This is a genomic window from Luteolibacter sp., assembly GCF_039920825.1.
Lineage (GTDB): Bacteria > Verrucomicrobiota > Verrucomicrobiia > Verrucomicrobiales > Akkermansiaceae > Luteolibacter.
The window spans coordinates 13381-38898 of sequence record NZ_JBDSCX010000054.1; the positions used below are offsets into that span (position 1 = coordinate 13381).

The 25518-nt window shown below is 57.6% G+C and carries 26 protein-coding genes and 1 tRNA gene; 18 read left to right on the forward strand and 9 right to left on the reverse strand.

What is annotated here, in order from left to right:
- Positions 1–56: 56 nt before the first annotated feature.
- The 4 genes from sthA to ABIQ96_RS17105 all read right to left on the reverse strand — a co-directional run bounded on the left by sthA (position 57) and on the right by ABIQ96_RS17105 (position 4320).
- Entirely contained in the window at positions 57–1439 is a 1383-nt protein-coding gene (sthA, locus tag ABIQ96_RS17090) for a Si-specific NAD(P)(+) transhydrogenase (protein WP_348215837.1), read from the reverse strand.
- Positions 1440–1706: 267 nt separating this feature from the next.
- The gene (locus ABIQ96_RS17095; RefSeq protein ID WP_348215838.1) at positions 1707–2333 is read right to left on the reverse strand and encodes an aquaporin; all 627 of its coding nucleotides are present in this window, start codon (positions 2331–2333) and stop codon (positions 1707–1709) included.
- Positions 2334–2587: 254 nt separating this feature from the next.
- On the reverse strand, positions 2588–3022 hold the full coding sequence (locus tag ABIQ96_RS17100; RefSeq protein ID WP_348215839.1) for a hypothetical protein: 435 nt from the start codon (positions 3020–3022) through the stop codon (positions 2588–2590).
- Between the two features lie 62 nt (positions 3023–3084).
- On the reverse strand, positions 3085–4320 hold the full coding sequence (locus ABIQ96_RS17105) for a thymidine phosphorylase (protein WP_348215840.1): 1236 nt from the start codon (positions 4318–4320) through the stop codon (positions 3085–3087).
- A 95-nt stretch (positions 4321–4415) separates the two neighbouring features.
- Here ABIQ96_RS17105 and ABIQ96_RS17110 point away from each other — a divergent pair, with 95 nt between their 5' ends.
- On the forward strand, positions 4416–5087 hold the full coding sequence (locus tag ABIQ96_RS17110; RefSeq protein ID WP_348215841.1) for a hypothetical protein: 672 nt from the start codon (positions 4416–4418) through the stop codon (positions 5085–5087).
- A 128-nt stretch (positions 5088–5215) separates the two neighbouring features.
- Here the strand turns inward: ABIQ96_RS17110 and ABIQ96_RS17115 are convergent, their stop codons facing one another.
- The 3 genes from ABIQ96_RS17115 to ABIQ96_RS17125 are packed head-to-tail and all read right to left on the reverse strand — an operon-like array spanning position 5216 to position 7828.
- Positions 5216–5992 carry a thiazole synthase gene (locus tag ABIQ96_RS17115; RefSeq protein ID WP_348215842.1) on the reverse strand — a complete coding sequence of 259 codons (777 nt, stop codon included), beginning with the start codon at positions 5990–5992 and terminating at the stop codon, positions 5216–5218.
- 45 nt (positions 5993–6037) lie between these two features.
- On the reverse strand, positions 6038–6643 hold the full coding sequence (locus tag ABIQ96_RS17120) for an HAD family phosphatase (RefSeq protein ID WP_348215843.1): 606 nt from the start codon (positions 6641–6643) through the stop codon (positions 6038–6040).
- Between the two features lie 54 nt (positions 6644–6697).
- Entirely contained in the window at positions 6698–7828 is a 1131-nt protein-coding gene (locus ABIQ96_RS17125) for a hypothetical protein (RefSeq protein ID WP_348215844.1), read from the reverse strand.
- A 75-nt stretch (positions 7829–7903) separates the two neighbouring features.
- Here ABIQ96_RS17125 and ABIQ96_RS17130 point away from each other — a divergent pair, with 75 nt between their 5' ends.
- The 8 genes from ABIQ96_RS17130 to ABIQ96_RS17165 all read left to right on the forward strand — a co-directional run bounded on the left by ABIQ96_RS17130 (position 7904) and on the right by ABIQ96_RS17165 (position 16932).
- Complete coding sequence (locus ABIQ96_RS17130) at positions 7904–9016, forward strand: hypothetical protein (protein WP_348215845.1); 1113 nt, start codon at positions 7904–7906, stop codon at positions 9014–9016.
- A 33-nt stretch (positions 9017–9049) separates the two neighbouring features.
- Positions 9050–11233 carry a sulfatase gene (locus tag ABIQ96_RS17135; RefSeq protein WP_348215846.1) on the forward strand — a complete coding sequence of 728 codons (2184 nt, stop codon included), beginning with the start codon at positions 9050–9052 and terminating at the stop codon, positions 11231–11233.
- A gap of 75 nt (positions 11234–11308) precedes the next feature.
- Entirely contained in the window at positions 11309–12091 is a 783-nt protein-coding gene (locus ABIQ96_RS17140; RefSeq protein ID WP_348215847.1) for a helix-turn-helix transcriptional regulator, read from the forward strand.
- A gap of 248 nt (positions 12092–12339) precedes the next feature.
- On the forward strand, positions 12340–13140 hold the full coding sequence (locus tag ABIQ96_RS17145; RefSeq protein ID WP_348215848.1) for a hypothetical protein: 801 nt from the start codon (positions 12340–12342) through the stop codon (positions 13138–13140).
- Between the two features lie 45 nt (positions 13141–13185).
- Positions 13186–13761: a 16S rRNA (guanine(966)-N(2))-methyltransferase RsmD gene (rsmD, locus tag ABIQ96_RS17150; RefSeq protein WP_348215849.1), complete on the forward strand. Its 576-nt coding sequence runs from the start codon at positions 13186–13188 to the stop codon at positions 13759–13761.
- An 11-nt stretch (positions 13762–13772) separates the two neighbouring features.
- On the forward strand, positions 13773–15068 hold the full coding sequence (locus tag ABIQ96_RS17155; protein ID WP_348215850.1) for a glycosyltransferase N-terminal domain-containing protein: 1296 nt from the start codon (positions 13773–13775) through the stop codon (positions 15066–15068).
- Positions 15069–15116: 48 nt separating this feature from the next.
- Complete coding sequence (locus ABIQ96_RS17160) at positions 15117–16751, forward strand: hypothetical protein (protein WP_348215851.1); 1635 nt, start codon at positions 15117–15119, stop codon at positions 16749–16751.
- Between the two features lie 91 nt (positions 16752–16842).
- Positions 16843–16932: transfer RNA gene (locus ABIQ96_RS17165), tRNA-Ser, on the forward strand.
- Positions 16933–16966: 34 nt separating this feature from the next.
- On the opposite strand, the gene ABIQ96_RS17170 is transcribed toward ABIQ96_RS17165, so the two are convergent.
- The gene (locus ABIQ96_RS17170) at positions 16967–17614 is read right to left on the reverse strand and encodes a response regulator transcription factor (protein WP_348215852.1); all 648 of its coding nucleotides are present in this window, start codon (positions 17612–17614) and stop codon (positions 16967–16969) included.
- A gap of 57 nt (positions 17615–17671) precedes the next feature.
- Positions 17672–18187 carry an ATP-binding protein gene (locus ABIQ96_RS17175; protein ID WP_348215853.1) on the reverse strand — a complete coding sequence of 172 codons (516 nt, stop codon included), beginning with the start codon at positions 18185–18187 and terminating at the stop codon, positions 17672–17674.
- 163 nt (positions 18188–18350) lie between these two features.
- Here ABIQ96_RS17175 and ABIQ96_RS17180 point away from each other — a divergent pair, with 163 nt between their 5' ends.
- The 9 genes from ABIQ96_RS17180 to ABIQ96_RS17220 all read left to right on the forward strand — a co-directional run bounded on the left by ABIQ96_RS17180 (position 18351) and on the right by ABIQ96_RS17220 (position 25460).
- Entirely contained in the window at positions 18351–18890 is a 540-nt protein-coding gene (locus ABIQ96_RS17180) for an SRPBCC family protein (RefSeq protein ID WP_348215854.1), read from the forward strand.
- Positions 18891–18895: 5 nt separating this feature from the next.
- Positions 18896–19336, forward strand: coding sequence for an SRPBCC family protein (locus ABIQ96_RS17185; RefSeq protein ID WP_348215855.1), 441 nt, complete (start codon positions 18896–18898; stop codon positions 19334–19336).
- Between the two features lie 11 nt (positions 19337–19347).
- Positions 19348–19743: a hypothetical protein gene (locus tag ABIQ96_RS17190; protein ID WP_348215856.1), complete on the forward strand. Its 396-nt coding sequence runs from the start codon at positions 19348–19350 to the stop codon at positions 19741–19743.
- A 6-nt stretch (positions 19744–19749) separates the two neighbouring features.
- The gene (locus tag ABIQ96_RS17195) at positions 19750–20145 is read left to right on the forward strand and encodes a YciI family protein (RefSeq protein WP_348215857.1); all 396 of its coding nucleotides are present in this window, start codon (positions 19750–19752) and stop codon (positions 20143–20145) included.
- An 8-nt stretch (positions 20146–20153) separates the two neighbouring features.
- Positions 20154–20555: a YciI family protein gene (locus tag ABIQ96_RS17200; RefSeq protein WP_348215858.1), complete on the forward strand. Its 402-nt coding sequence runs from the start codon at positions 20154–20156 to the stop codon at positions 20553–20555.
- Between the two features lie 120 nt (positions 20556–20675).
- Complete coding sequence (locus ABIQ96_RS17205) at positions 20676–21974, forward strand: sigma-70 family RNA polymerase sigma factor (RefSeq protein WP_348215859.1); 1299 nt, start codon at positions 20676–20678, stop codon at positions 21972–21974.
- Between the two features lie 214 nt (positions 21975–22188).
- Positions 22189–23418, forward strand: a complete 1230-nt coding sequence (locus tag ABIQ96_RS17210; protein WP_348215862.1) for a 4-hydroxy-3-methylbut-2-enyl diphosphate reductase — start codon at positions 22189–22191, stop codon at positions 23416–23418.
- Positions 23419–23456: 38 nt separating this feature from the next.
- A complete protein-coding gene (locus ABIQ96_RS17215; protein ID WP_348215860.1) occupies positions 23457–23684 on the forward strand; it encodes a hypothetical protein in 228 nt (75 codons plus the stop codon).
- Positions 23685–23708: 24 nt separating this feature from the next.
- Complete coding sequence (locus ABIQ96_RS17220) at positions 23709–25460, forward strand: hypothetical protein (protein WP_348215861.1); 1752 nt, start codon at positions 23709–23711, stop codon at positions 25458–25460.
- The last annotated feature ends 58 nt before the right edge of the window (positions 25461–25518 follow it).

Sequence of the window (25518 nt, forward strand, 5' to 3'; positions counted from 1 at the left end):
CTGACTTCGATCCGGAGCAAATGCCAAAACACATGCCGACCGGAGATCGGCACCCCTCAGTGGGAGAGCGCGTCGTAGGTCGCGTATTTGTATAGATCCCCGAGGGTCGGGTAGTTGAAACACGCGCGGTTGAAAAGCTCCGCGCCAGAATCCGTCAGCATGGCCATGAGCCCGATGTGGACAAGCTCGGTGGCCTGCTCGCCGATGATGTGAACGCCTAACAAACGCATGTCGCCGCGGCGGAAAATGAGTTTCAGAAAACCGGTGCGGTCGCCGATGATTTCGCCGCGCGGGATGTGGGCATAGCGGGCGCGGCCGACGACGTAATCGACGCCCTTCTCTTTGAGCGTTGTTTCCGTTTCACCGATCATGCTGGCTTCGGGAATCGTGTAAACGCCGGTGGGCAGGACGGAAGCGATGTCGGACTTGAACTTGGAGCCGAAGGCATGGGCCACGGCGACGCGGGCCTGTTCGATACCGGTGGCGGCGAGCGCGGGCGGACCGACGACATCGCCCGCGGCGTAGATGTGCGGGACGCAGCTCTGATAGTGCGGGTCCACCGGGACAAGGCCGCGGTTGCCGGGCGTGATGCCTGCTGCCGCCAGATTCAATGAGGCGGTGTTGCTCTGGCGGCCGGCGCAGACGAGCACGCCGTCGCAGGAGAGGGTCGCGCCGCTGGATAGAGTTAGAACGACCTCGTCCGGACTGGAGGCATCGCAGGAAAGGACGCGTTCCTTCCAGTGGAATTTCACGCCGTTCTCCGCCATCGCCACGGCGAGTGCTTTGGAAATCTCGGGATCGAGAAACGGCATCAGCGTCTCGCGGCCATCGACGAGATGCGTCTCGATGCCGAGCGAGGCGAAGGTGCCGGCATACTCGCTGCCGATCACGCCGCCGCCGATGACGACGAGCTTCTTCGGCATGGCGGTGAGCTGGAGGATTTCATCGGAGTCATGCACGCGGTCGTCCTCGAAAGAGAACTCGGCCGGGCGCAGCGGCGAGGAACCCGTGGCGATAAGGATGTTCTCACCGGACAACAAGGTTTCCGTACCATCGGCAGCCGTCACGCGGATGGTGTGTGGATCGACGAAGGACGCCTTGCCGTTGAAGCGGGAAACGCCGCGCAGGTTGAGGATCGCCTCGGTGCGCGTGCGTTCGGCGGCGGTGACGTTTTTCTCATGGCCCATGAAATCGCCGATGGTGGCCGCGCGCTGAATGGATAGATCGACACCGAAGAGCCGCCGCGAACGCCAACCGCTGAGGGCGAGCGCCGTTTCACGCAGTGTCTTGCTGGGCAGCGTGCCGGTGTTGATGCCCGCGCCGCCGATCCGGTTCGCCATTTCCACGAGGGCCACGCTTTTGCCGAGGTAGCCGCCGGCTCCTGCGGCGCTGGTGCCGGCGGGGCCGCCGCCGAGAACGATGAGATCGAAGGTTTCCATGGTGGTGGGTTTGCGTTGAAGGAGATGCCGCGAGTGCTTCAGATCATGCGACTAACAGCCGCTTCGTGCGCAACGTAGCAGGCGGTCCGGGGCTTGGGAATAGAACTTGGAGGCAATTTTTCGCCGCCTCGTTTCCAGCCGCCGCCTTAGGTGGAACTCCGTTTCACGAAGAAGCCCCGGCGCCACGTGAGCGGCACCGGGGCCCCGCTTTTATCACCGCTGGGTTTTTGTGTGTTGTGTGATTTCCTCCGAAGAGGGCGACGAAAGTTATTTGTCCGTTGGGTTCAGGAATTTAAAGGTAAGTCCGGCGACGAGGCCACCTGCGAGATCGGCCACGATGTGCAGCCAGATGTCGGAGAACTTCACGAGGTGCATCACGGCCGCGCCGACGGCGACGGCGGGATTGAAAGCACCGCCGGAAATGGCTCCAACGGAAAACGCGCCGACCATCACGGTCATGCCGATCGCCAGGCCGTAGAATGAATTGTTAGCCGTGCCCTTGGCGGTGGCGGAATTCACGACGACGTAGGCGAGCGCGAAGGTGAACAGGAACTCGGCGACGAATGCCTGCGGAACGTTGCTGATGGTCATCGGCGTGCCGCTCTTGCCGACGAGGAACACCGCGACCAATGCGGCGACGACGCCGGCGATGATCTGCGAGATCCAGTAGGGAAGCACGTCTTTCGCGTCGCAACGGCCGCGGATGAAGACGGCCAGCGTGACGGCGGGATTGAAGTGGGCTCCGGAGACGTGGCCGCCGGCGAAGATCATGACCATCAGCGCCGCGCCGATGGCGACAGGCGGGATGACGCCCGCCGCGCCCGGGATGACGGTGCAGCCGATGGTGAGGACGAGGAAGAATGTTCCGATGAATTCTGCGATGTATTTTCTCATGGTGGGGTCTGTGGTTGGTTTCGAAGGTGAACCTGCGGGATGCCCGTTAGCCGGGCGATCCTTATTGTTCACAGCCGGATTAGCCGATTTTTTTCAAAGGTTCAAGAATATCAGTTTTTGCGGCTGCGGAGAGATGTTTGATGGTTTCGAGGAGGAATGGGGGGCCGCGCCTGCGACGACGCGGTCGTTCGCAAGGAGCGTCTATGTGGAGGCTTTCTGCGCTTGGGAAATGGCTTCCGGAATGACGCCACTCTTCAGCGGATCGCTCCGTAGCGGACTCCCGGCGGGCCATAAGCCGGTGGACCATAAATCCCGCCTCCGTAGGCACCATACCAACCGTAGGCGGCATCGCGCCGCATCTCGGCGGCCTGGTATTCCTGTTGGGCGATTCTCTGTTGGACGGCGAGCTTTTCGAATTGCTGATAGTTGGATTCGTTGCCGACGAGGGCGGTGCCGTTCTTCTCGTCCTTGTAGGCGTAGAAGGTCTTGCCGTTGGCGGTGATGCGCTGGACCTTGTAGGCGGGAGCGGCGGCGTAAAGTTCCTTCTGTTTCGCGGTCTCCGGCGTTTTTTCACGGAAGCCGGAAGCAGTGAGAAGGCTCTTGGTATTGGAGGAGCCCATGGAGGCGCAACCGGCGAGACCGATGGCCGCAATCAGGACGGATAGAAACAAGCTGATTTTAGTTTTCATGAGATTTTGAGAAATAGCCCGAAGGACGGGCGGTTCAATGTTTTTCGGCGTCGCGAAATTCCTCATGGCTTGATCGTCACGGCTTTTTCGATCATCGCCTCGGCCATGTCGAAGTCCACCGCGGTGCGGGCGTGAATGCGGCAGACGGGCTGGCCGGCGTGGATGGGCTCGCCGCATTTGACGAGTTGATCGAAACCGACGGCGAAGTCCACTCCGTCGCTGGCCTTGGATCGGCCGGCTCCGAGTTGCAGCGCGGCTTGGCCGACGAGTCCGGCATCGACCTTGGAAACGACACCGCCGGCGGTCGCGATGACCTCGCGGATGAGCGGGGCTTGGTGGATTTCAGCGAGGCGCGGAAGATCGGCGGAGTTGCCTCCGTGGGCGGCGACGAGCTGGTCGAACTTGCGGCGGGCGGTGCCATTGTCGAGAAGCTCGATCAATTCACCGCGTGTGACTGACACTATTTTTTCCGATAAATCGAGAACCAGCTCACGAAGGTCGGAGGGTCCTCCTCCATCGAGTGTTTGAATCGACTCAATGACTTCCAGCGAGTTGCCAACGGCCCGACCGAGAGGCTCGGACATCGGGTTGAGGACGGCGTGGACTTCGACTCCCATTTCGAGACCGACGGCGATCATGCTAGCGGCGAGAGCCTCGGCGTCTTCGCGGGTTTGCATGAAAGCGCCGCTGCCGAATTTCACGTCGAGCACGAGGCGGTCGAGGGTTTCCGCCAGTTTCTTGGACATGATCGAGGCGGTGATCAGGGCGATGGAGGGCACGGTGCCGGTGACGTCGCGGAGGGAATAGAGCTTCTTGTCGGCGGGGCAGAACCGGTCGGTCTGGCCCATCATGACGACGCCGATTTCGCGGAGCTGGGAGACGGCCTGATCGAGCCCGATGTGGACGTTGAAGCCGGGGATGGATTCCAATTTATCCAAAGTGCCGCCGGTGATGCCGAGTCCCCTCCCCGACACCATCGGCACCCAGCAGCCGGTGCAGGCGACGAGCGGGGCGAGGATCAGCGAGACCTTGTCACCGATGCCGCCGGTCGAGTGCTTGTCCACGATCGGTGGGTGGCCGTCCGGGTAGGAGAAGCAGTCGCCGCTGTCCATCATCGCGCGGGTGAGCGCGGCGATCTCGACGGGCGTCATGCCTTTGAAGAAAACGGCCATGGCGAAGGCGGACATCTGATAGTCCGGAACTTCGCCCTTGGTGTAGCCCTCGATCAGCTGTTCGATTTCGCGTGGGGAGAGTTGTTCGCCTTCGCGCTTGCGGGCGATCAGGGTGGGAATGTGCATCCCGATGGAACTAGCGATGATGGCGGCAGTGGGCGAGTTTCGTTTTCGAAAAATGCCTTTGCAGGGATGAGGATTTCAGGGAGCTTCCATCTGTTATGACTAAAACCCCGTTTTGTCCGTCGTGCCTCAAGGGAATCGCCTTGGGGATCCTGCTATCATCGTCCTCGTTCGGCCAAGCTCCGCAAGCCAAGGAGGAACCGATGGCGCAGCAGATCGAAGCACAAAGGATTAAGGTGAAGCAGACGATTGCGGTCAACAATATGCGCCAGCTCGCGCTTGCACTTTTCGAGTTTGAATCGGAATACGGCGCGTATCCGAATGCTGAGACCGTCGCCCTGGTAAAGAAAAACACCGGAACGGACATGGAGCTGAAGGCAGATACCGCGGATGATTGTTTCCGGCAGTTGATCGCGGCCAATATCATCGCGGCGGAGGCGGCGAATGATATCCTGTCGGGCGGAAAAGCTCCGGGACAAGCCGAGGCTGCGGCAAAACCGGCGAAGTGGGTATTCTCCTACAACGCCAGCGCGAAGGCGGCCGGGAATCCACAGCGTCCGCTGGCGTTCTATCCACTGATTCAGGGCAAGACCACGTTCGATCTTGAGGCACTCGGCGGAAAGGCCGTGATCCTGTGTGTTGACAACAGCGTGAGATCCTTCCCGATCGACAAGGAGGGCCGGGTGATGATCAACGGCAAGGATCTGTTCGATACAGAGCAGCCTTACTGGGGAAACGAGAAAATGGACATCAAGTGGCCGGCGAAGTGAGTTATAGGATCCTGGACTGCGGAAGCTTGCTGCCGCTTTGGGGCCGTAGCTTGCTGCGGGCCGGTCATTTCGCAGCCAGCAAGCTAGCTGGGAAAAGCGGCAGCGAGCTGCACGCAGTCCATGGAGGACTAACCGAGAAATCCGGTAAGCGGGCTGGTGGCGCTGGCGTGGTCGAGGACTTCGGGGAGGCCGAGTTCGTAGGCTTCGCGGCCGGCTTCGACGGCTTTCTTGAAAGCGATGGCCATTCTTACGGGATCGCTGGCGATGGCGATGGCGGTGTTGACGAGCACGGCATCGGCTCCGAGTTCCATGGCTTCGGCGGCGTGGCTGGGGACGCCGAGTCCGGCATCAACGATGACGGGAACGATGGCCTGCTCGATGATGATGCGGATCTGGTCGCGGGTGACGACGCCGCGGTTCGAGCCGATCGGTGCGCCTAACGGCATGACGGTGGCGGTGCCCACTTCCTGGAGGCGCTTGGCGAGGACAGGGTCGGCGTTGATGTAAGGGAGGACGGTGAAGCCTTCCTTGACGAGGATTTCGGCGGCCTTGAGCGTTTCTATCGGATCGGGAAGCAGGTAGGTGGGATCCGGATGGATTTCGAGTTTCACCCACTTCGGCAATCCGGCGGCGGCGGCCAAGCGGGCGAGGCGGACGGCCTCCTCGGCATTCATGGCGCCGCTGGTGTTAGGGAGCAACAGGTATTTTTCCGAATCAATGAAGTCGAGGATGTTGGCGTAGGGATCGCCCTTGCCGGTAAGGTCGGCGCGGCGGAGGGCGACGGTGACGATCTGCGTGCCGCTGGCGGTGAGGGCGTCGCGCATGGATTCATTGGACGGAAACTTGCCAGTGCCGAGGAAGAGGCGGGAATCGAAGGTGCGACCGGCGATGGTGAGAACGGACATTGAAGAAGTTGAGAGTGGATGGTTGAGAGTTGAGAGTTTGAAATATCAGACTTTGGATGCGGTCAGCTCGGCGGCGAGCCAGGACTCGAAGGCGGGGTGGTCGTTGAGGTCGTATTGCCAAGTGCGGAAGCCGAGTTCGCGGCCGGTGGCAATGTTTTGCGGAAGATCGTCGATGTAGAGGGTTTCCGCGGGATCGAGATCGTGGACGCCGATGGCATGTTGATAGATTTCCGGCTGCGGTTTGATGAAGCCGGTCTTGTAGGAAACGACGGCATCGTGGAAGAGCGAAAACTCCGGAAACTCTTCGGTGATCCAAGGCCAGTGGATGCCGTTGATGTTGGAGAAAAGAATGAGGCGGTGGCCGTCGGCGGCGAGCTGCCGGACGCATTGCCACATCGGTTCGTTAGGCGTGAAGATCTGCTGCCAGGCGTGGCGGAATTCGTCAGAAGTGGCCGGGCTATCGAGCGCTTCGAGCGCCCAGGCGATGTAGTCGTCGGTTTCGATTTTTCCGGCTTCGAACTCGTCCTTGCGTTCGATCAGCAGCTTCATCCGCTCGGCGGGATCAGTGACGCCGGACGGGAAAAGGCGGGCCATGGAGGACTCGAAATCAAAGTCGAGAAGGACGCGGCCAATGTCGAAGAGGAAGGTCATTGAAGAAGTTGATGGTTGAGGGTGGATAGTTGATGGAAAGAAAAGAGGAGAATTTCAATCCACGATCTCCGATCTCCGATCCCCTATCTGATTCAAGATGAATCCCGCGGCGGAGATGGCTCCGGCATTGCGACCATGGCGGACGAGGGCGTTTTTCATGGTGCGCCAACCGGCGGCGTGGTCGGCGAGGAGGTCGGTGACGTTGCGGGACAAGGCTTCCGGGGTGGCGGCGAGGTGACCACCGCCGATGATTTCCAACAGCTTGAGATTACCCTCCTCCTGCCCGGGAACGAGGTGATGGATGAGCATCGGACAACGGGCGGCGATGGCTTCGTGGACGGTTGCGCCGCCGGCCTTGCCGACGACGAGGTGGTGGTTGTTCAGAAGTTGAGGAACGCGGCGGGTCCAACCGATCAGCTTGACGCGACCCGGATAGGCCAACTGGATTTCGCGGGCGCGCGAGTAGAGCAGCCTGACATTTCGCCCGAGAACAATGGTGAGGCGGGTATTTGGCGAGGCGTCCAACAATGCCCGGCCATGGCGGCGGACAAACGGGAGTTTCGCGGTGGGAAAATAAAGGATGCGGAAGGGATCGCAGGAATCGGAGTTGGCAATCGGGGTGAGTTTGGAGAAATCCGGATTCACGGGAAAACCGGTATCGACGAGTTTTTCCGCAGGAATCCCCCAGCGCATCATGGCGTCCTTGGTCCATGGATCCGTGACCAACCAGCGGTCGCATTGGGCGCGGAGCCAGGCGGCGTTGATTTCAATGGAATCGGTGACGACGATGAAAACGGGCAGCTTTTTTCCGGATTCCCGGGCGATCCGTGTCAGGAAATACGGATAGAGCGGATAGGTGCTGACGACGGCGGTGGGCTGGAACTCCTCAATCAATTTCGCCAAAGCGGCCTCGACTTTCCGCATGATGGGCGATCGCTGGCGGGAGAAATCGCAATTGTCGGTGGAGCGGTAGATCCTTGCCCAAAGGCTCGGGAAATTGGTGGTGACGTAGCGATAGCCGCGATTCACGGCGTCGGTGATACGGGGAATACCGAGCATGCAGGGGTCGCTGACCTGGGTCACGGCCCCGGCGCTTTGCAGGGCCAGCGCGAGATTCCGGGCGGCGCTGTTATGCCCCTCGCCGAAGGCGGCGGTCACGATGAGGATGCGGGGCTGGTCGGGCATGGTGGTTTCCTCGCGAGATTTAGAGCGAGAGTAGCGTTGCGTCGATGGAGTTTTGCAGCTTTTCTTTTCGAGGACATGGCACGTGAGGAAAAACGGATCGAACTCAAGCCGGTGGAGGAATCCCCTGTGCTGAAGGCTCCCGTGGTCCGGCTGGAAAGTGTCGAAACCCAAAGCCGTCCGAAGCCCGTCCGCCTGAAGCTCCAAGGGGAGGAAACCAAGGTGAGCCAGCGGCTGAATATGCCGAGCCGGGACGAGTTTGAATTGCGCACCCACCAACCAGGAATCGAGGTGCTGATCGAGTCCGACGCACCGAACCCCGACTTGTTTGAAAAGGATTGGGGCGGCGCCTCAGGCCACCACAAACAGATCCCGTGGGGATGGTTCGTGCTTATCGGGTCGATGCTATCGGGCGCGGTGATCTGGTCGTTGTCGCAGGTGAACGATTCCGGCTCGCAAGCCATGCAAGTGCGGGAGGAAACCGCCACGGTGTTGAAAAAAGACGCCCGCGAAGAACAAGAGGCGGGAGATTTGCTGAAACGCATCGACACCAGCACGCGCCGTTTTTTCAAAGCCACCAGCATCGCGGAAATGCTGCCGCTGATCCGTCATCCCGAACGGGTGCGACCGTTGATGGAGCTCTATTACGCGCAGTTTCCGGTGCTTCCGCACAAGATCGTCGAAACCCGGCGGCTTGAACCGCTGACGCTCGATCACCAAACGAATTTCTGGCTGAGTGTATTACAGCTGGACGATCACAAGACCCGCAATCTGGTGCTCGACGTGCCCGACTCGGGCGATCCGCTGATCGATTGGGAAACGCTGGTGTGTTACCAACCGATGGACTGGGACACCTTCGCCCGGGAACGTCCGGCGAAGAAATCCCTCGATTTCCGGGTCTATGTGGAGGCTGACAATTTCTACAGCCACGAGTTTGCCGATTCCACGAAATGGACCTGCTTCCGGCTCACCGCATTGGGGGCTGAAGAGTCGGTTTTCGGCTATGCCAAGGCCAACGAACCGCTGGCCAACGGAATTCTTGATTTGGTAAACCGGAATCAAGGGCGCCCTTGTTCGTTGATCCTCAGGATCAGCATTCCAGAGGGGCTGCAATCGCGAAGTGGTGCGGTCATCGAGAAGCTGATGAGCCCGCGCTGGCTTTATATCGATCCGCCCGATTCCAGCTCTTGATCTTCGGCCGGGTTCGGTCAAGTTTCGCCGCCTTTGAATCCACCCACCGACAAGCAGCCGCCGTTTCGTCCCGCAGGATACTTTCTGGTCCTCGCCGGAGTCGCGATTTTCATGGCCTATCAATATGCCATGGCCTTGTGGAATCTGACGAATTCGTCGGGGCAAATGGAGAACAAGTTCAGCGCGCTGGCCAAGGACAAATACATGGGATTCCTGGTGGTTCAGAACCTGCAAATGGTGATCGCCTATGTGGTTCTGGCGGTCGCCGGGGCTTTTCTCATCCAACCGTTCGTCAGTTTCCTGAGCACGCGTTTCAACCATCGTTCGAGGCGTTCGCTGATCCTCTGGAGTCTCGGAATGGCGGCGTTCGTGCACGGATTTTTCACGCTCCGGCTGGTGGTGACGCGTCCGTATTTCCTGTCGGAAGGCCAGTTCGGGCAGTGGTACTATCGGTGCTTGGAAATCATTCCGTTGGCAATCAAACCGGCCGCGCTGGTGGTGATTTTCACCGTGCTGCCGCTCGCGATTCTGGCTTATGCGCTGTTCTGGCAGACCCGGCGCCGGGGCCGGAAAGGTTGGATCGTGGCTTGCGCACTCGCTCTAACTATCGGCCTGACGTCGTCGATCAGCCATTTCAAGGACCGCCCGCAAGTCAAGGCCGTGACGGAGGGCAAGCCGATGAATGTCATCATCATCGGTTCCGATTCGCTTCGCGGCGACATGCTGGGATGCGCTGGCTATCAGCCCGGACGATCCGACGGACTTGCCAAGGACGGGGTGTCGCCGGTCATTGATGCCTTGGCCGCGAAATCGACGCGTTTTGAAAACTGTTATACGTCCATTGCGTCCACCATGGAATCCGGCGTGCAGTTGATGGCGTCGATGTATCCGCAGAGCCACGGCATCCGCCAGATGTATCCTAACCGGGAAACGGTCGATGCGATGAAAAAGCGTGTCGTCCCCCTCCCCACCCTGCTGCGCGAGCGAGGCTACGAGACCGCCGCCATCGGCGATTGGTGCGCGGGATACTACGAGGTCGTAGGACTCGGGATGGAACACCTGTCGGTTTCCACCTTCGACAATTTCAAGATCTACATGAGCCAGGCGGTGGTGATGGCCCACTTCGTCGTTCCCCTGTATTTTGACAATCCGTTAGGCTACCGGATTTTTCCGCAGCTCGAGTCCTTCGCCCAGTTCGTCACCCCGGAAGTTGTCACCTCCCGCGTGGAAAAGCGCCTCGCCACGGTCGCCGCGGAGCAGAAACCGTTCTTCTGGCACGTCTTCTATTCCTGCAACCACCTGCCCTACCGCAGCCCCGAGCCCTACCGCAGCATGTTCGCCGATCCCGCCTATCAGGGAGCCAATCGCAACGGTGTGGCCTTCGACATCGACGCGTTCATCGGTGGCACCAACCTTCAATCCAAATGGGAAGCGCTGCCGCCCAAGGAGATGAAACAAATCCGCGCGCTCTACGATGGCTGCACCCGCCAGTTCGACGATTGCGTGGCGCGGATCCTCGCCTCGATCAAGGCGAACGGATTGGAGGATAACACCATCGTCATCGTCACCGCCGACCATGGCGACGACCAATATGAACCCGGCGTCACCCTCGGCCACGGACTCACTTTCAACGGCGGACTCCAGGCCAACCATCCGCCGATGATTGTCCACGTCCCCGGCACACCGCCGCAGGTCATTCCGGAGACCATCCGGCTGATCGATGTCGTCCCGACTCTGGCGGATTTCCTCGGGCAGGAGAAATCTCCTGTCTGGCAGGGACAGAGTTTCGCCGGGTGGATCAAAAAAACCGAGACGCCCGTCTGTCGGCCTTTTTACGGCGAGACGGGGTTTCCCTTCATCCAGTTCAGCGTGAAAGGGGTCGAGCGTCCGAAGCTTCCACCGATGGACGAACTCACCTTCATCGACCCAAGTTTTAACTATCAGTTTGTGCTCAAGCCGCAGTATCTCGACCGGCTCATCGAAGCCAAACAGCGCTGCCTGAAAACGCGAGACTGGAAAATCGTGTGCACGCCGACCGCCCAGGGAACCCGCCATTTCGCCCTGTTCCAGATGTCCAAGGACCGCTACGGCGAAAACGACCTGGCGGCGGTCCGCCCCGAAGTGCTCGGCCCAATGCAGACCGCGCTCGAACGCTGGATCGACCAGAAAGAGGAAACCTCCATCGCCGGGATTTTTCCTGCCGGAGAACCCGAGTAACTTCCGATTCTAAGAGTTTCCCCTAGCGCAATTTCCTTGTGGCACAATGGTTTGCCGCCAAATATGGTGAACCCCATGGATTTTCCACCAACCACCCTTCACGAGCAGGACGTCCGTAAAATGGTCCGGCTTCTGGGTGAGGTGATCGCCGCGCCGGGCGATATCCACGACAAGCGGTTTCTGCTGATGGAGGGACTTTGCACGCTCATCGACGCCAGCGCCTGGGTCTGGTCGATGTCCGAATTTCATCCCGACAAGCCTCCGACATCCGTCGGCTTGATCCACGGCGGTTTCGACGAAGACCGATTCGCCTGCTACCTTGAGGCCATCAACCACCCCGCCATGGAGGCGGTGTCCCGCCCGTCCTCGCAGGAGCTTCAGAAAAAGGGCATCCATCTCACCCGGACCCGGCATCAAATGGATCCACAATCGCTGCTGGATCGTTCGGAAGCCGGTCCCTTGTGGAAAAAGGCGAACATTGGCCCTCTGATCATGTCCCTGCGCCCGATGGAAGGCGGAGGCGTCAACGCCATCCGGGTTTACCGGACACTCGATCAACCCCATTTCAACGAGCGGGAAGCGAAGATCGCCCATATCATCCTGAGCGAGATTCCGTGGCTGCATTTCCAATCCTACCCCGACAGGCAGAGCCAGGAAATCACCAGACTCTACCCGCGGCACCGCACCGTCCTCAACTGCCTGTGTGAAGGCTGGAGCCGTAAGAAAATCGCCGACCACCTCGGACTCAGCGTCAACACGGTCCACGGCTACTCGAAATTTGTCTTCAAGCACTTCGGCGTTCATTCCCAATCCGAACTGCTCGCCCGTTTCAGCAAAGGCGACGGCGGCGACAAGTAATCGCCGTATCTCACGGACACCCCGGATTTGGGTACTTGCGAAAAGAAACGATTCCCGACACTATTGAAGTTCGTGACGCGGGTCTGTCCGTCGTGAAAAGTTAACCGGAGTTCCCTCCCCCTGTGGTAACGTGTGTTGTGTGATTGCAAAAACACTTTTCAGGCTGGCAGACCCGCTCACGAGCTCTTCCTTATCAAGGATTGCCGCTTGAGTTTTGCAACCGTGGCAGACAGGTTTCGAGCGCATCCATGAAATTCCACGCTCCTCTCGTCGCCATATCCCTTGTCGCAAGCTTGTCCGCTGCCGAGGTTCCCAAAATTTTTGCCGGATATTTTGAACAGGACGTGCCGGTGAAAGGGCAGATCGGCGTGGTGCTGCCGCCTTCCGAGATCGATAAATATGTCGCGAAGGTGGAAATCGCCGCGAAAAAGGATACAAAGTGGTTCAGGGAATTTTCCGGAACCGCGAAACCCGGTGAGCCCCTTCCCTATGACGAGCGGCTGGGACTGACCAAACCTGAGTATGATGAATACCTCGCCCTCTGGAACAAGCGGGAGTTCAAGGGCATCACGGAAGTGATGCTGCTGTTGCGCCAATCGGGCGATACCTGGTCGATCAATTCCACCGGCGAAGCCAGCACGTTCTCAACACTCCGCTATGTGGCCAAGGACGACGTATTCCGGTCGCCGAATGGCAATTTGAAACGGATCGACGACATCAAGGCGGACGCCTCCAGCATCCTCGGGGCATGGACCGGGCAGGAATGGAAATTCGAAGAGGAAACCGGCCTCGGCAAGACCAAGGAAAACTTCGCGTTGGGAAAACTGGCAGGCTACAAATACGGCCTGATTGTCTATCGGGCGCAGGAACTTTCCTCCGAAGGCACCCGCCTGTTGGACAAGAGTCTCGTCGTCCGTTTCCCGTTAGGAAAAGCCGCGCCTGCGCCGACTGAAACCAAACCGGCCGAGAAGCCCGTGACCAAACCGGCTGCGAAGCCTGCAGCCAAGCCCGCCGCCAAGCCCGCCGCCAAGGCTGTTCCGAAGAAGTGAATCCCGCCTGCTTTCCGCAGGGATTGAATTTCCTCTAGCAACCCCATGAGAATCATTGCGGGAAAAGCCGGACGCACCGCCATCAAGGTCCCCTCGGCGGTAGCGCGGCCGACAACGGATTTTGTCAGACAAGCGGTTTTCTCCATCCTCGGAGAACGCGTGGGGAACGCCCGGGTGCTCGATTTGTATGCCGGTTCAGGCGCTTTGGGGCTGGAAGCCCTTAGCCGCGGTGCGAACTCCTGCACCTTTGTCGATGACCATCGCCAAGCCGCCTCGGTGATCGCAGAAAACCTGAAAAAGGCCCGGCTCGAAGGCGGTCATGCCGTGAAGTCGGAAGCGGTTCCGTTTCTCAAACGCGATGCCGGCACCTACGATTTGATTTTCGCCGATCCTCCTTACTGGAAATACCACGGCGACAGGGATCATGTCGTGGAGCTGTTGAAAAGCGGAACCGTCCCTCCCCGCCTGGCTGCTGACGGTTGGTTCATTGTGGAAATCTCGTCAGCCCAACAGTCGCACGTTTCCGATGATTTCACCCTGATCGCCCGCCGCGAATACGGGAACAGCGCCATTTTGATTTATGAACGCAGTTCGGGACAATCGTCCGACATTGCAAACTAGCATCGACCGCCATGCGCTTGTTCATCGCCCTCGCGCTCTATCGGTTACTGCTGCCGTTGCTTTTCATCGCTGCGTTCCCCGGGTGGATCGTGAAAATGTTGCGGCGCGGCGGGTTCGGGACGGCGCTGGGTGAACGTGTCGCGATTTACAAGACGGAGCTGGAGTATGAACCCTGCGGCGAGGTGCATTTCCATGCCGTCAGCGTCGGCGAGTCGCTGCTGGCGCTCAAACTGATGCGTGAATGGTTAGAGCGGGAGCCGCAGCGCCGGTTCGTGCTGGCCACCGGCACCGCCACCGGCCATGCCGTGGCAACCGCGGCGAATCTCCCGGAACTGAGGGTCACCTATGCCCCATTGGATTTTCCCTCGATGGTCCGCCGCTATCTGAATCGCTTCGAGCCCTCGCAAATCGTTCTCGTCGAAGGCGAAGTCTGGCCGCACCTGATGTTCGAATGTGAGACGAGGAAGATCCCCGTGAATCTCGTTAATGCCCGGATGTCGCCCCGTTCCGCCCGGCGCTTCGCGAAGTTCGCCTCATGGCTGCGTCCGTTCTATCAGACGCTCGGCTTGGTGGCGATTCAGGAGCCCGAGGACGCGGGAATCTGGCAGACCTTGGGAATCGATCGCCGGAAGATACACGACACCGGCAGTTTGAAATTCGATCCCGGAAGCGGTGCCCGGCCGCAACACCGTTCGGAATTCCAGACGATGATCGATGCGTTCGGAAAAAGCAGACCGGTCGTTCTGGCAGCCAGCACGTTTCAAGGCGAGGAGGTCATGATCGCCGGAGCCATCCGCGCGGCGAATCCCGAAGCGCTGGCCGTCATCGTGCCGCGCCATGCCGAAAGGCGGGCCGAGGTGAAGGCGGATTTGGAAGGCGCCGGATTCCCAGTGGTCTTGCGCTCTTCGTTTCATGAAAGCATGGCGTCCGGTGATTGCGGACAGGTTTTCGTCATCGACTCCACCGGCGAGCTGCGGGATTGGACCGCACATGCCGACGTGGTTGTCGTCGGGAAAAGTTTTCTATCAACCGGCGGCCAGAATCCCTGCGAAGCCATCCTTGCGGAAAGACCCCTGATCTTCGGACCGCATATGGAGAACTTCCAACCGCTGGTGCGCCGCTTGATCGCAAGCGGGGGTTGCATTTCCGCTGACCCGGCTGAACTCGCCGCCGCGATCCTAACAGCGCTGGATCCGGTCGAAGCGGCAAGGATGACCCGCACAGCCACCGCGGCATTGGCCCGCCATGATGGTGCCACCCGGCGGATTCTGTCGCTTCTAATGGCTGAAAACGCCCCGATAATTTGATGCAAGCGGAGTTTGTCATTTTGAAAAACACTCTTTAGACTGCGCGTCGTGAGTGATTCTGAAACCGATCCATTGAGCAGCCTTTTGTCCAGCTTCGCACTCGGGCCCGCGTGGGCGCGTGCCGCGGGCGACAAGCAGGAGCAGAAACCCAAGGCCTTTTCCGGCGGCGAGGACCGCCCGCCGCGGCGCGATGATCGCGGGCCGCGACAAGGTGGATCTCGGGATCGTGATGGCGGAGAACGCCGGCCGTTTCAAGGAGGTCGTGGTGGAAATCAGGATGACCGCCGCAATGCCCCGCCACGTTTCGAGGAAGCAGCACCTGAAGAGGGTGTGCGCGCCACCATCGCACCTGATCCTCAAGCGGTGCATCTCATCGGCAAGGAAGTCCATCAGGTCGCACGCGTGTATCCCCTGTTCGATGTGGCGAAAATCCTGCTCGCGGAAAAAGCGCGCTGCCGGGCGATTTTCGAAGCTCCGCTGCCACACGCTCCGTTGGTCCGCGGCAAGCTGGACGAATCCCTTTTCCTGACCCGCGACGAAGCCATCCGGCACTTGTGGAATTCCGATTTGCGGAACGACCAGATCGAGGAGGAAACCATCGAGGTGGATCCACCCACCGGAAATTTCCAGGCGATCGCCCGCTGCGGCATTTCCGGCGAGTGGCTTGGCCCGGTCAATTTCCATTCCTATCAGACCAACCTCCGCCGCCTGCACCGCGAGCGTTTCGCCAAAATGCCATTCGAACTCTATGCGGCGAAGGTGCGCACCGAACGCGGCGAGGAAGCGGTGAACGCATGGCTCGAGACCATGAAGAAAAAGACCCGCTGGCGGATCAAGGGCGATGGCGACGAAGCCTGGATCGACGACCGCGCGGCGGCCGAGCGTGCCGTGGCCGAACGTTGTTTCGACAAGGCATTCGAGGAAACACGCATCGCGGAGGTTTCCGGCGCGATCCTTGCGAAGAATCTATCACCTTCATTGCTCACCTCTCTGAAAATCGCCGGCAGCCACGCCCGCAAGCATCCCGCGATTTTGATCCCGGCGGTTTGCCGTGCTGTTGAAGCCGAGCATCTTCCCGTTTTCAAACGTCAGGGAAAACTCCACACCGGACCCGCGCGTCCGCATCCGCTTCCAGCCAATGCCATTCTAGCAGAACGCCCCGGCAAAATGGTCGCGTGGATCCGCGAAAACAGCCCGGCGAAACTCGAAGGCCTCTGGAAGTCCGTGTTGCCGGAAGGCAGCACCGCACCGCCCGCCGAATACGCAGCGGATCTTTTCTGGTTGCTCCATCAGGGGCACATCCTGCTCTACACCGACGACACGCTGGTCGTCCAGGAGGCTCGTGAAGCCGCCGCTGCGGAAGCAGGCGCTGAGGTGAAGAAGGCGAAGAAGAAAAAGAAAAACAAGAAGCCCAAGCCCGCAGCTGAAATCAAGGAGGGCGAAGTGGCAGGAGGCGAAAGTCCTCTGGCCGAAGCGTCAGCGGAAGTTGCTACGACCGCACCGGAAACTCCCGAAGTGAGCGTCCCCGAAGTGGCGGAGCCTGTCGCCGTGGAAGTGATTCCAGCCGAACCTGTGGCTGCCGAAGCTCCGGAGCCGGTGGCGGAATCCCCTGCTCCGGTGGCCGTCGAGGAGTCTGTGGTTATCAAGCCGGAGGAGAAGGAACAGCCTCCCGCCGCTGACTGAATCCGACAATTTTAAATTTCTTGGAAGTTTCGACCTGCCAAGGGTTGACGTCATCGTTTCCCTATGTTTCAAACCTCCCGACCCGCAACCCGGAACGGTGGCTGAGTGGTCGAAAGCACTCCCTTGCTAAGGGAACGTACGGGTAACCGTACCGAGGGTTCGAATCCCTCCCGTTCCGCCAGTTTTTCCGCTAGTGAAAAGCGCGTCGCCGCAGGCTAGTTCGCCGCAGCGAGTTCCACCCACAAGACCGCTTCCCGCATCAGGGAGGCACTGTCGGGGAGGGACAACTTCGTTCTCATGTTAGTTCGGTGGGCATCGACGGTTTTCGGGCTGATGTGGAGCTGCGCCGCGATCTGGGCGTTGGTTCTGCCGCGTCCGATCAATTCGAAAATCTCCAGTTCGCGGTCGGTAAGACTTTGAGGGCCCGCTTTTCCAGGCGACCGGTTTTTGGACATGCTGTTGAGCACATGATCGCAGACACGCCTGCTCAGGTAGAGTCCCCCGGACAGCACACAGTCAATGGCTTCGATGAGCTTCTCCGTGGATTCCCCTTTCATGAGATAACCTTTGGCTCCCGCGCGCATGACCCGCTCCGCGTAAAGCATTTCATCGTGCATCGAAAAAACGAGGATCCGCAGTTCGGGAAAACGGGCCTGCAGGTCCTTGATCAGTTCGAGACCGCTTTTGTCGGGCAGGGAAATATCCATTAACACGATATCCGGAGCTGCCGCTGGGATCGCGTCCAAGGCATCGGACGCAGTTTCGGACTCGCCGCAGATCTGGCATCCGGACTTGTTTTCGATCAGGCGCGAAAGCCCTTCGCGGAGCATCGGGTGGTCATCCACCAGAAAGATTCGTTTCATGATTTGTCCTCTCCTTTTGGTTATCTGTTATTGTCCCGGGCGGTGGTGCTTGTTCTTTCAGCGGGGCCAGGATTCCCCGCCGTTGGGGGGGCTGCGAATTTCGAGTTTTCCTCCGAGAATTTCCAGCCTTTCGTTAAGCCCGATGAGGCCGAAGCCGGTAAACGAGTGATTTTCCTCATTGATTTTCGCCACGTCGAATCCGAATCCGTCATCTGCAACGGTGATACGGAGATGTGCGGGATCATGAACCGCGAGTTCGACGGTGGCTTCGGCGACATTCGGATGTTTGACGACATTAAAGAGAAGCTCTTTGACCGCCAGATACAATAGAATTCTCAAATCCACCAGCACCGCGTCGATGGAATCATCGATGTCGCACGCGACGGGCAGGTCGTATTTTTCCTTCATCCGAGTGCCGCAAAGCCAGTTCAGCGCCTTGCCAAGCCATTCGTTGAGAATCGGCGGCGACAAATCGACGGCCAGCGAGCGTGAGTTCCGAGGTGGTGATCGCAAGCTGGGCGATGCAGTTGCGTCATCGATCAAATGACCATCCTCGCGAAGTTCTTCCAACATCTCCTCATTTTCCTGCTGCCGATCAGGCGGTGCCAGGAATTTTTCCTGACATGGGGGAAAATTTGCACATGGTTGTCCTGATTGCGTCGTCTCGTCCGTCGTCTTTGTGAAATCATCATTCGCGACATGGCTACCCACAATAATCCGAACTGCTAAACGCGTCATGGCCGCAAAAATCCTTATCGCCCTGTTTGCCGTCATTCTCGTTTTCGTCATCATCGTGGCGTCACGTCCCGCCGAATTTAGTTACCAGCGAAACATTACGATTTCGGCAACGCCTTCCCTCGTGTTTCCTCATGTGAACGATCTTCACAAGTGGCAGGTTTGGTCACCTTGGGCAAAGAAGGATCCTGCGGCGAAGAGTGTCTTCGAAGGTCCGACCGCCGGAGTCGGTGCTGCGATGAGCTGGGCAGGCAACAACGACGTCGGTGAAGGTAAAATGACCTTGGTTGAGAGCAAGCCCGACGAACTCGTGCAATACCGACTGGATTTCAAGAAGCCGTTCGAAGGCACCAACATCGCGGACTTCACCTTCAAGCCCGAAGGCGGCAACACACGGGTGAAATGGACGATGAGCGGAAAAAACACCTTTGTTTTTAAAGCGATCAGCCTGTTCATGGATTGCGACAAAATGATCGGCGGAGAATTTGAAAAGGGACTTACCGACTTGAAGGGCATCGTTGAATCCGGTAATAGGGAGTGAATTTCATGAACACCTCCGACACCGCCATCATCACCACCCGGCTTATCGACATTCCTCGCGAGCGGGTTTTCGGGGCATTCAGCGACCCGTTACAACTCGCGAAATGGTGGGGCCCGGAGGGTTTTACCAATACCTTCGAGAAGTTCGAGTTCCGGCCGGGCGGCGGATGGAAGTTCGTCATGCATGGACCTAACGGAGCTGACTATCCAAACGAGTCCGAGTTTCTGGAAATCGTAGAGCCGGAAAAGATCGTCTTCGACCATCTCCGTCCGATGCACCACTATCACATGGTGATGACCTTCGCGGACGAGGGCGGAAATACCCGTCTCACTTGGAACATGACCTTTCAGGATCAGGCCGAGTCGGAAAAACTCCGCGACTTCATTCTCAAAGCGAACGAACAGAATTTCGACCGGCTTGAAGCCCACCTTGCTAGATTCAATTAACCAAACTATCCATGAAATATTTACCATGCATCGCCGGCGGTCTGCTGGGCTTCGCCTTCATCAGCGGCTCGCTGATGTTCTTTTTCGGCATGACGGGTGACCAGCCCGCGCCGCTCCCCGGCTCGCCGGTGGACATGTTCATGGGAGCCGTGGTAGCCACCGGCTACATGCATTTTGTGAAGGTCTGCGAACTCGTCGGCGGTCTGCTTGTGGCGGTCCCGAAGACCCGGAACTTCGGGCTGCTGTTCCTAGGTCCGGTCATCCTGAACATCATCGCGTTCCATACCTTCGTCGCTAAAGATGTCACAGCAACGGGCACGTTCATCACGCTGGCGGTGATCGGCGGTCTCGCCGCCTACCTTCTCTGGGTCGCTCGCGGGAAATTCCTCGGACTTCTCAACCGATAATTGACGATGAAAATCTCCAACTCCTATCTCGCCCTGCTCCGCAACACCGATTGGGATGGCGGCCTGTCCGCCGAGGAAGTCGCGGGGCTCGTGGAAAAATACACCGTGTGGATCGACCGCATGATTGCGGACGGAAAAATCACCGGTGGCATGCCGCTCCTCGCCGGTGGCCGCACCATCACTCCCCAGGCCAACGGCATTTCCGACGGCCCGTTCATCGAATCCAAGGAGTCCATCGGCGGCTACCTGCTGGTCAACGCCGCCGACTACGAAGAAGCCGTGGCGATCATGAAAACTTTTCCACCGGTGGTGGCGGGAGTCGGTGTTGAAATCCGCCAGATCACCGACATCTGCCCGATTCTCCAACGCCTCGAAGCAAAATTGGCCTCCACCACGAACTAACAAAAATCATGAGCACTCCATCCGCAAAATCGCAATACCTCCTCCTGTTCCGCGGCACCAACTGGCACCGCGAGCTCTCCGCCCAGGAAATCCAGGAAATCATGGGCCGCACCAACGCGTGGTTCGACCGACTTTCCCGCGAAGGTAAATCCAAGGCAGCCCAACCGCTCGAAGGCGAGGGCAAGACCATCTCTTATAAAAACGGCTCGGTCGCCGACGGACCTTTCGCCGAGTCCAAGGAATCCATCGGCGGCTATCTTCTGTTGGAGGCGGCAAATTTCGACGAAGCCATGGCCATCGCACGTGAAAACCCGATGATCCCCTACGGCCTCACCGTCGAGGTCCGGCCTGTCGCGGAAGCGTGTCCGGCCAACAAGATCGCCAGCGAACGGGAAGCCGCCGCCGTCTGATAGGGAGGGTGGACACTCTTGTCCACCTTGCCAATGAACTGCGAAAGCCAAGCGCCTCAGCTCGACACTTTCTCCACCCATTGACCTCGCGGACAAAAGTGTCCGCGCTCCCTAGCAGCATTGACTCAGTCCTCGCCAACCATCCCAGCATCCACCGCTGAGATCCCCAAGCTCACCGAGCATCTGTTCCGGCACGAGGCGGGGAAACTTGTCTCCGCGCTCACGGGCATTTTCGGCACCGCCCGTTTGCAACTCGCAGAGGACGTGGTCCAGGAGGCCATGATCCGCGCATTGCAGACGTGGCCGTATCACGGGATCCCGGCCAATCCGGCGGCGTGGCTCATGCAGACCGCGAAAAACCGCGCGCTCGATGTCATCCGTCGCGAGAAATTTTTCCATGACAAGCAACCCGAAATCATTGCGACCCTGGATCAGTGGTCCGGCGATCCCGACGCGGCTCCCACCCATGACGACGAAATCAAAGACGACCGCTTGCGTCTGATTTTCGCCTGCTGTCATCCGCTTGTGTCCGCCGACGATCAGACCGCCCTCGCTCTCAAGACTCTTTGCGGATTCAGCCCTGCTGAAATCGCCAATGCCTATCTTACCAGCGAGTCTGCCATTGCCAAACGCCTGACTCGCGCCCGCAAGAAGATCCGGGACCTCGGCATTCCCTTCGAAATCCCTTCCGGCATCGAACTCGCCAGCCGTCTTGACGGCGTGCTGCAGGTGCTCTATCTGCTTTTTAACGAGGGCTACAAGGCCTCCAGCGGCGACAATCTTGTTAGGGAGGATCTTTGTGCCGAGGCTATCCGTTTTGTCACCTTGCTGGCGGTCCACCCGACTACCGAACAGCCGCGCACCCATGCCCTGCTCGCCCTCATGCTGCTCAACGCCGCCCGGCTTCCCGGCCGGGTGGACTCCGGTGGAAACATACTCCGTCTCACCGAGCAGGACCGGTCGACCTGGCACCGGCCGATGATTGCCCAAGGACTCAAGCATCTCGCCCGAGCCGCCGATGGCGACACGCTCAGTGAATATCATCTCCAGGCGATCATCGCCGCCTGCCATGCCACCGCCGCCGATGATGCGTCGACCGATTGGCCGGGTATCCTCGCCCGCTACGACCAATGGTTGGAAATCAACGACTCTCCGGTGATCGCCCTCAACCGCTCCGTAGCCCTCGCCAAGGTACACGGCCCGGCGGCAGGGATTAAAGCGGTCGAGGCGATTCAGCATCGAAAACCCTTGGATTCCTATTACCTCGTCCACGCCGTGCTCGGCGAGTTCGAGGCCCAGCTCGGGCATTACCAAGCAGCCGTCCGCCATCTCCAGAAAGCCCTCGACCTCGCCGAGGTCAAATCCGAGCAATCCTTCCTGCTCAAGCAACTCCAAGGCTACGAGGCGCATCCCTCGTAAGAAGATTCGAACCACGGATGGACACAGATGAACACGGATGGAAAAAAGATGGTGATTGAATTTGGTTTCTCAAATTCATGCATCCACACAAAATAATCTCCCTCTTATCCGTGTTCATCTGTGTCCATCCGTGGTTCTATTCTGAAATCCCTCGCCTTGACCACCCGCTAAAATGAGTTGGTCGCGGGGAAATCCGGGGCTATACGGTGTGTCGATGAGCGAAGCCGCCAGCAAAGCGAAAAAGTCCCGGGTCAACGTGCGCCGCCCGGATGTCATGGAACGGGTCGCCGCCGAGGTGGCCATCCATTTCCATTCGTTGATCGTGGAGAAACTCCGCGATCGCGGCGGAAAAATGACCGTCGGCAACACCACCGTCCTGCTCGCGGAACAATTCGGATTTTGCTACGGTGTCGAGCGCGCCATCGATCTCGCCTATGCATCGCGCAAGGTGTTTCCCGACAACCGCATTTTCCTGATCGGTGAAATCATCCACAATCCCGAGGTTAATTTCCAACTCCGCGAGATGGGAATCGTTTCGCTGCCATGGCAGGAAATGGACGCGAGTTACGATGATCTATCAGAAGAAGACGTGGTGATCGTTCCCGCCTTCGGTGCGCCGACGTCGTTCATGAACAAGGTCGAGGCCCGCGGCTGTTATGTCGTCGATACCACCTGCGGCGATGTGATGAAAGTCTGGCGGCGAGTTCGCGGCTACGCCAAGGACGGCATCACCTCGATCATCCACGGCAAGTCGAATCACGAGGAAACCCGCGCCACCGCCTCGCGCGCGCTGGGCGAAGAAGGAAACGGAAACTACCTCGTCGTCCTGACCTTGGCGGACGTGGACTACGTTTGCGATTTCATCCGCCACGGCGGCGACAAGGTAGATTTCATGAAGCGCTTCAAGGACGGTCTCTCCGCCGGTTTCGATCCCGATCTCCATCTCCAGCGGGTCGGTGTCGCGAACCAGACGACCATGCTCAAGAGCGAAACCGAGGAAATCCAGCGCCGCATCCGCAAGGCGGTCGTCGATCGCGATGGCAACGAAAGCGCGTTCCAGATGTTCGACACCATTTGCGGAGCCACCCAGGAACGCCAGGACGCGCTGTTTGAAATGCTCCGCAATCCGATGGACCTGCTCCTCGTCGTCGGCGGCTATAACAGCTCGAACACCGCCCACCTCGTGGAAATCGCCGAGCCCGAACTACCGACCTTCTTCATCCGCGACGCCTCGTGCATCAAGTCGCTGGAGGAAATCGTCCACTACGACCTCCACCACCGGGAGGAAAAAACCTCCGACTACTCCCGCCTCTTCTCCGACGCGCGCCCCGTCACCGTCGGCATCACCGCCGGAGCCTCCTGTCCTAACAACCTCATCGAGGAAACGCTGGTGAAGATCTTCGAGCTGCGGGGAATCCAGCGCGAGGCGTTGGAGCTGGTGTAGCCCCTGAAAACAAACCGAAGCTCGGGAAGTTTTCTCCGTTGATCGTTCCACGCGGAGGCAAGAAAAGCACACTCATAAGGATGAGCTGCCCGAGTGATTCGATCCTGTTCCGTCCAAAACTCGGTCTCTGCGACCAGATCGAAATCGATATGTCGGACAATAAAACCGAACTCTCCTGGTTGATTGGTGGAGTCGGCGGATCTCTGGCGGTCATCGCCGCCTGCATTCGGCTATGTCATGAAAAATTATTTGGACTGGCCATCTAATTTAAATTTGATACAGATGCGCTGATGAGTGAAATTCGCCCCCATCTCTTAGAAGGCCTTCAGAAGATGAAGGAACTGAAGCTCATGGAAGAGATCCTTTATCCACTATTTATGCATCTTGGTTACGAGAGAGTTGATCTCCATCATGGGGGATACGAACGTGGTCGAGATTTAATTCTAATGCGATGCAATCCACTCGGAGGAATGGAATTAACCGTAATTCAGGTCAAATGCCAAAAACTTGCGGTATCTACACGCAAAACCAATTCGTTTGCTGACCTTGTCAACCAATTGAAGACAGCATCGGAAACTCCAATTCCCTTACATGATGGCAGTAATAGAAAACCAAATCTTCTCGTTTACGCGACTCCATTTAAAGTTTCAACTAGATTATTAGAGTCAAGATCTGACGGATTTTCCGAATTAGCATCTCAGCGAAATGTCCAAATACTTGACGGAGACGGTATTGCGACTTTGCTGGAAAACAGCGCGCCAAAATTAATCACGAAAATTGTAAAACCAGCAACATTCGCAAAATACCTCACTTCGAAATATTACGGAAATCGCCCGTTAATGGTGGCCATAAAATCCAAATCCAATGCTGACATTTCTGAATATTATTGCGATTTAGAGTTCAGCCCTGGAAGAGACGAATCAAATTTCTTTTTTGATTTATCTCAGGTTCTTCCAAACAAAAATCTGTCGATAGCAATTCATGAATCGGAATGGAAAAAACTGGAAGACTTAGGATTAGACATTTCTAGAGATTTAATAATTGAAAATCCATTTGATTTCAATATTGATCAGGCGCGGCTAAAGCGCCGTAATCACCTAAAACAACTCCACTCTCAATGCCTTCAATTATTTGGAATAATTCCGAAAAAAAATGAGAATCAATTCGCAAATGCTGATTCATTCACTAAATTAATTAAAACTCTTAAAGATTTAATTGATGAACCAGATGAAAAAAATGATAACGAAGCCAAGAAGAAAAATAAATCAAGAACCAAGATTCAAAAATCTTTAACAATCTTAAAGAAGCCCTGGGATTTGGTTGTGGAAACATTATCTAATGTAGAAATTTATGTATTAAAAAATATAGATGACGAAAGCTTAAAATCGTCCATTAGTCATTTTGAAAATTTCCAAATCGATTTCTTGAATAGCCAACAAGATGCGGTTGTCGGCCTCCGGATTACTGAAGATATTGTAGCCGCGAAATCACTTTTTGGTCAGACAAGGAAAGGACTGGATGGAATAGCTCAATTACATCAGGAGGCTATACGACAATTCGATGAAAATCGAGAATTCTCAGTTAATGTTCCATTTGATCGCCGATCTCTGATCCAAGCACTTTTGGTCAGACGATCATGGCTCGAGAAATCTGTTGATAAAATCAATCAGAACTGCTTTTCTGACAAAGAACTTTGTCTGTTTTTGGATACCGCAAAACAGACATTTCAATTACTTGATAAAGTCTCATCAATAAATGGCTTAACGGAAGCTTTGATACCAGATCTCCCTACGTCCGAGAGACTTCATCGTCCTATACTTCGTGTTCCACTCTCTACATTATTTGAAACCCGAAAAAACTTTGCTGTATTTGGTGAAGCTGGAGCAGGAAAGACCACTTCACTTCAGAGATTCTCGCAAACTCAAAACAGCAGTCAAGGATCGCGATTGACTCTATTCATCCCTCTTTCTGAGCTCAGAGGCTGTCTTAAAATTATCTATCAGCCGATTCTGGCGAGCATTCTCTTGCTCATGGACAGGTAGATCATCGATTCCGAATGGCTTGTTTTCACCTCGTAGTCTCGCACCAGCCTGCGTGACT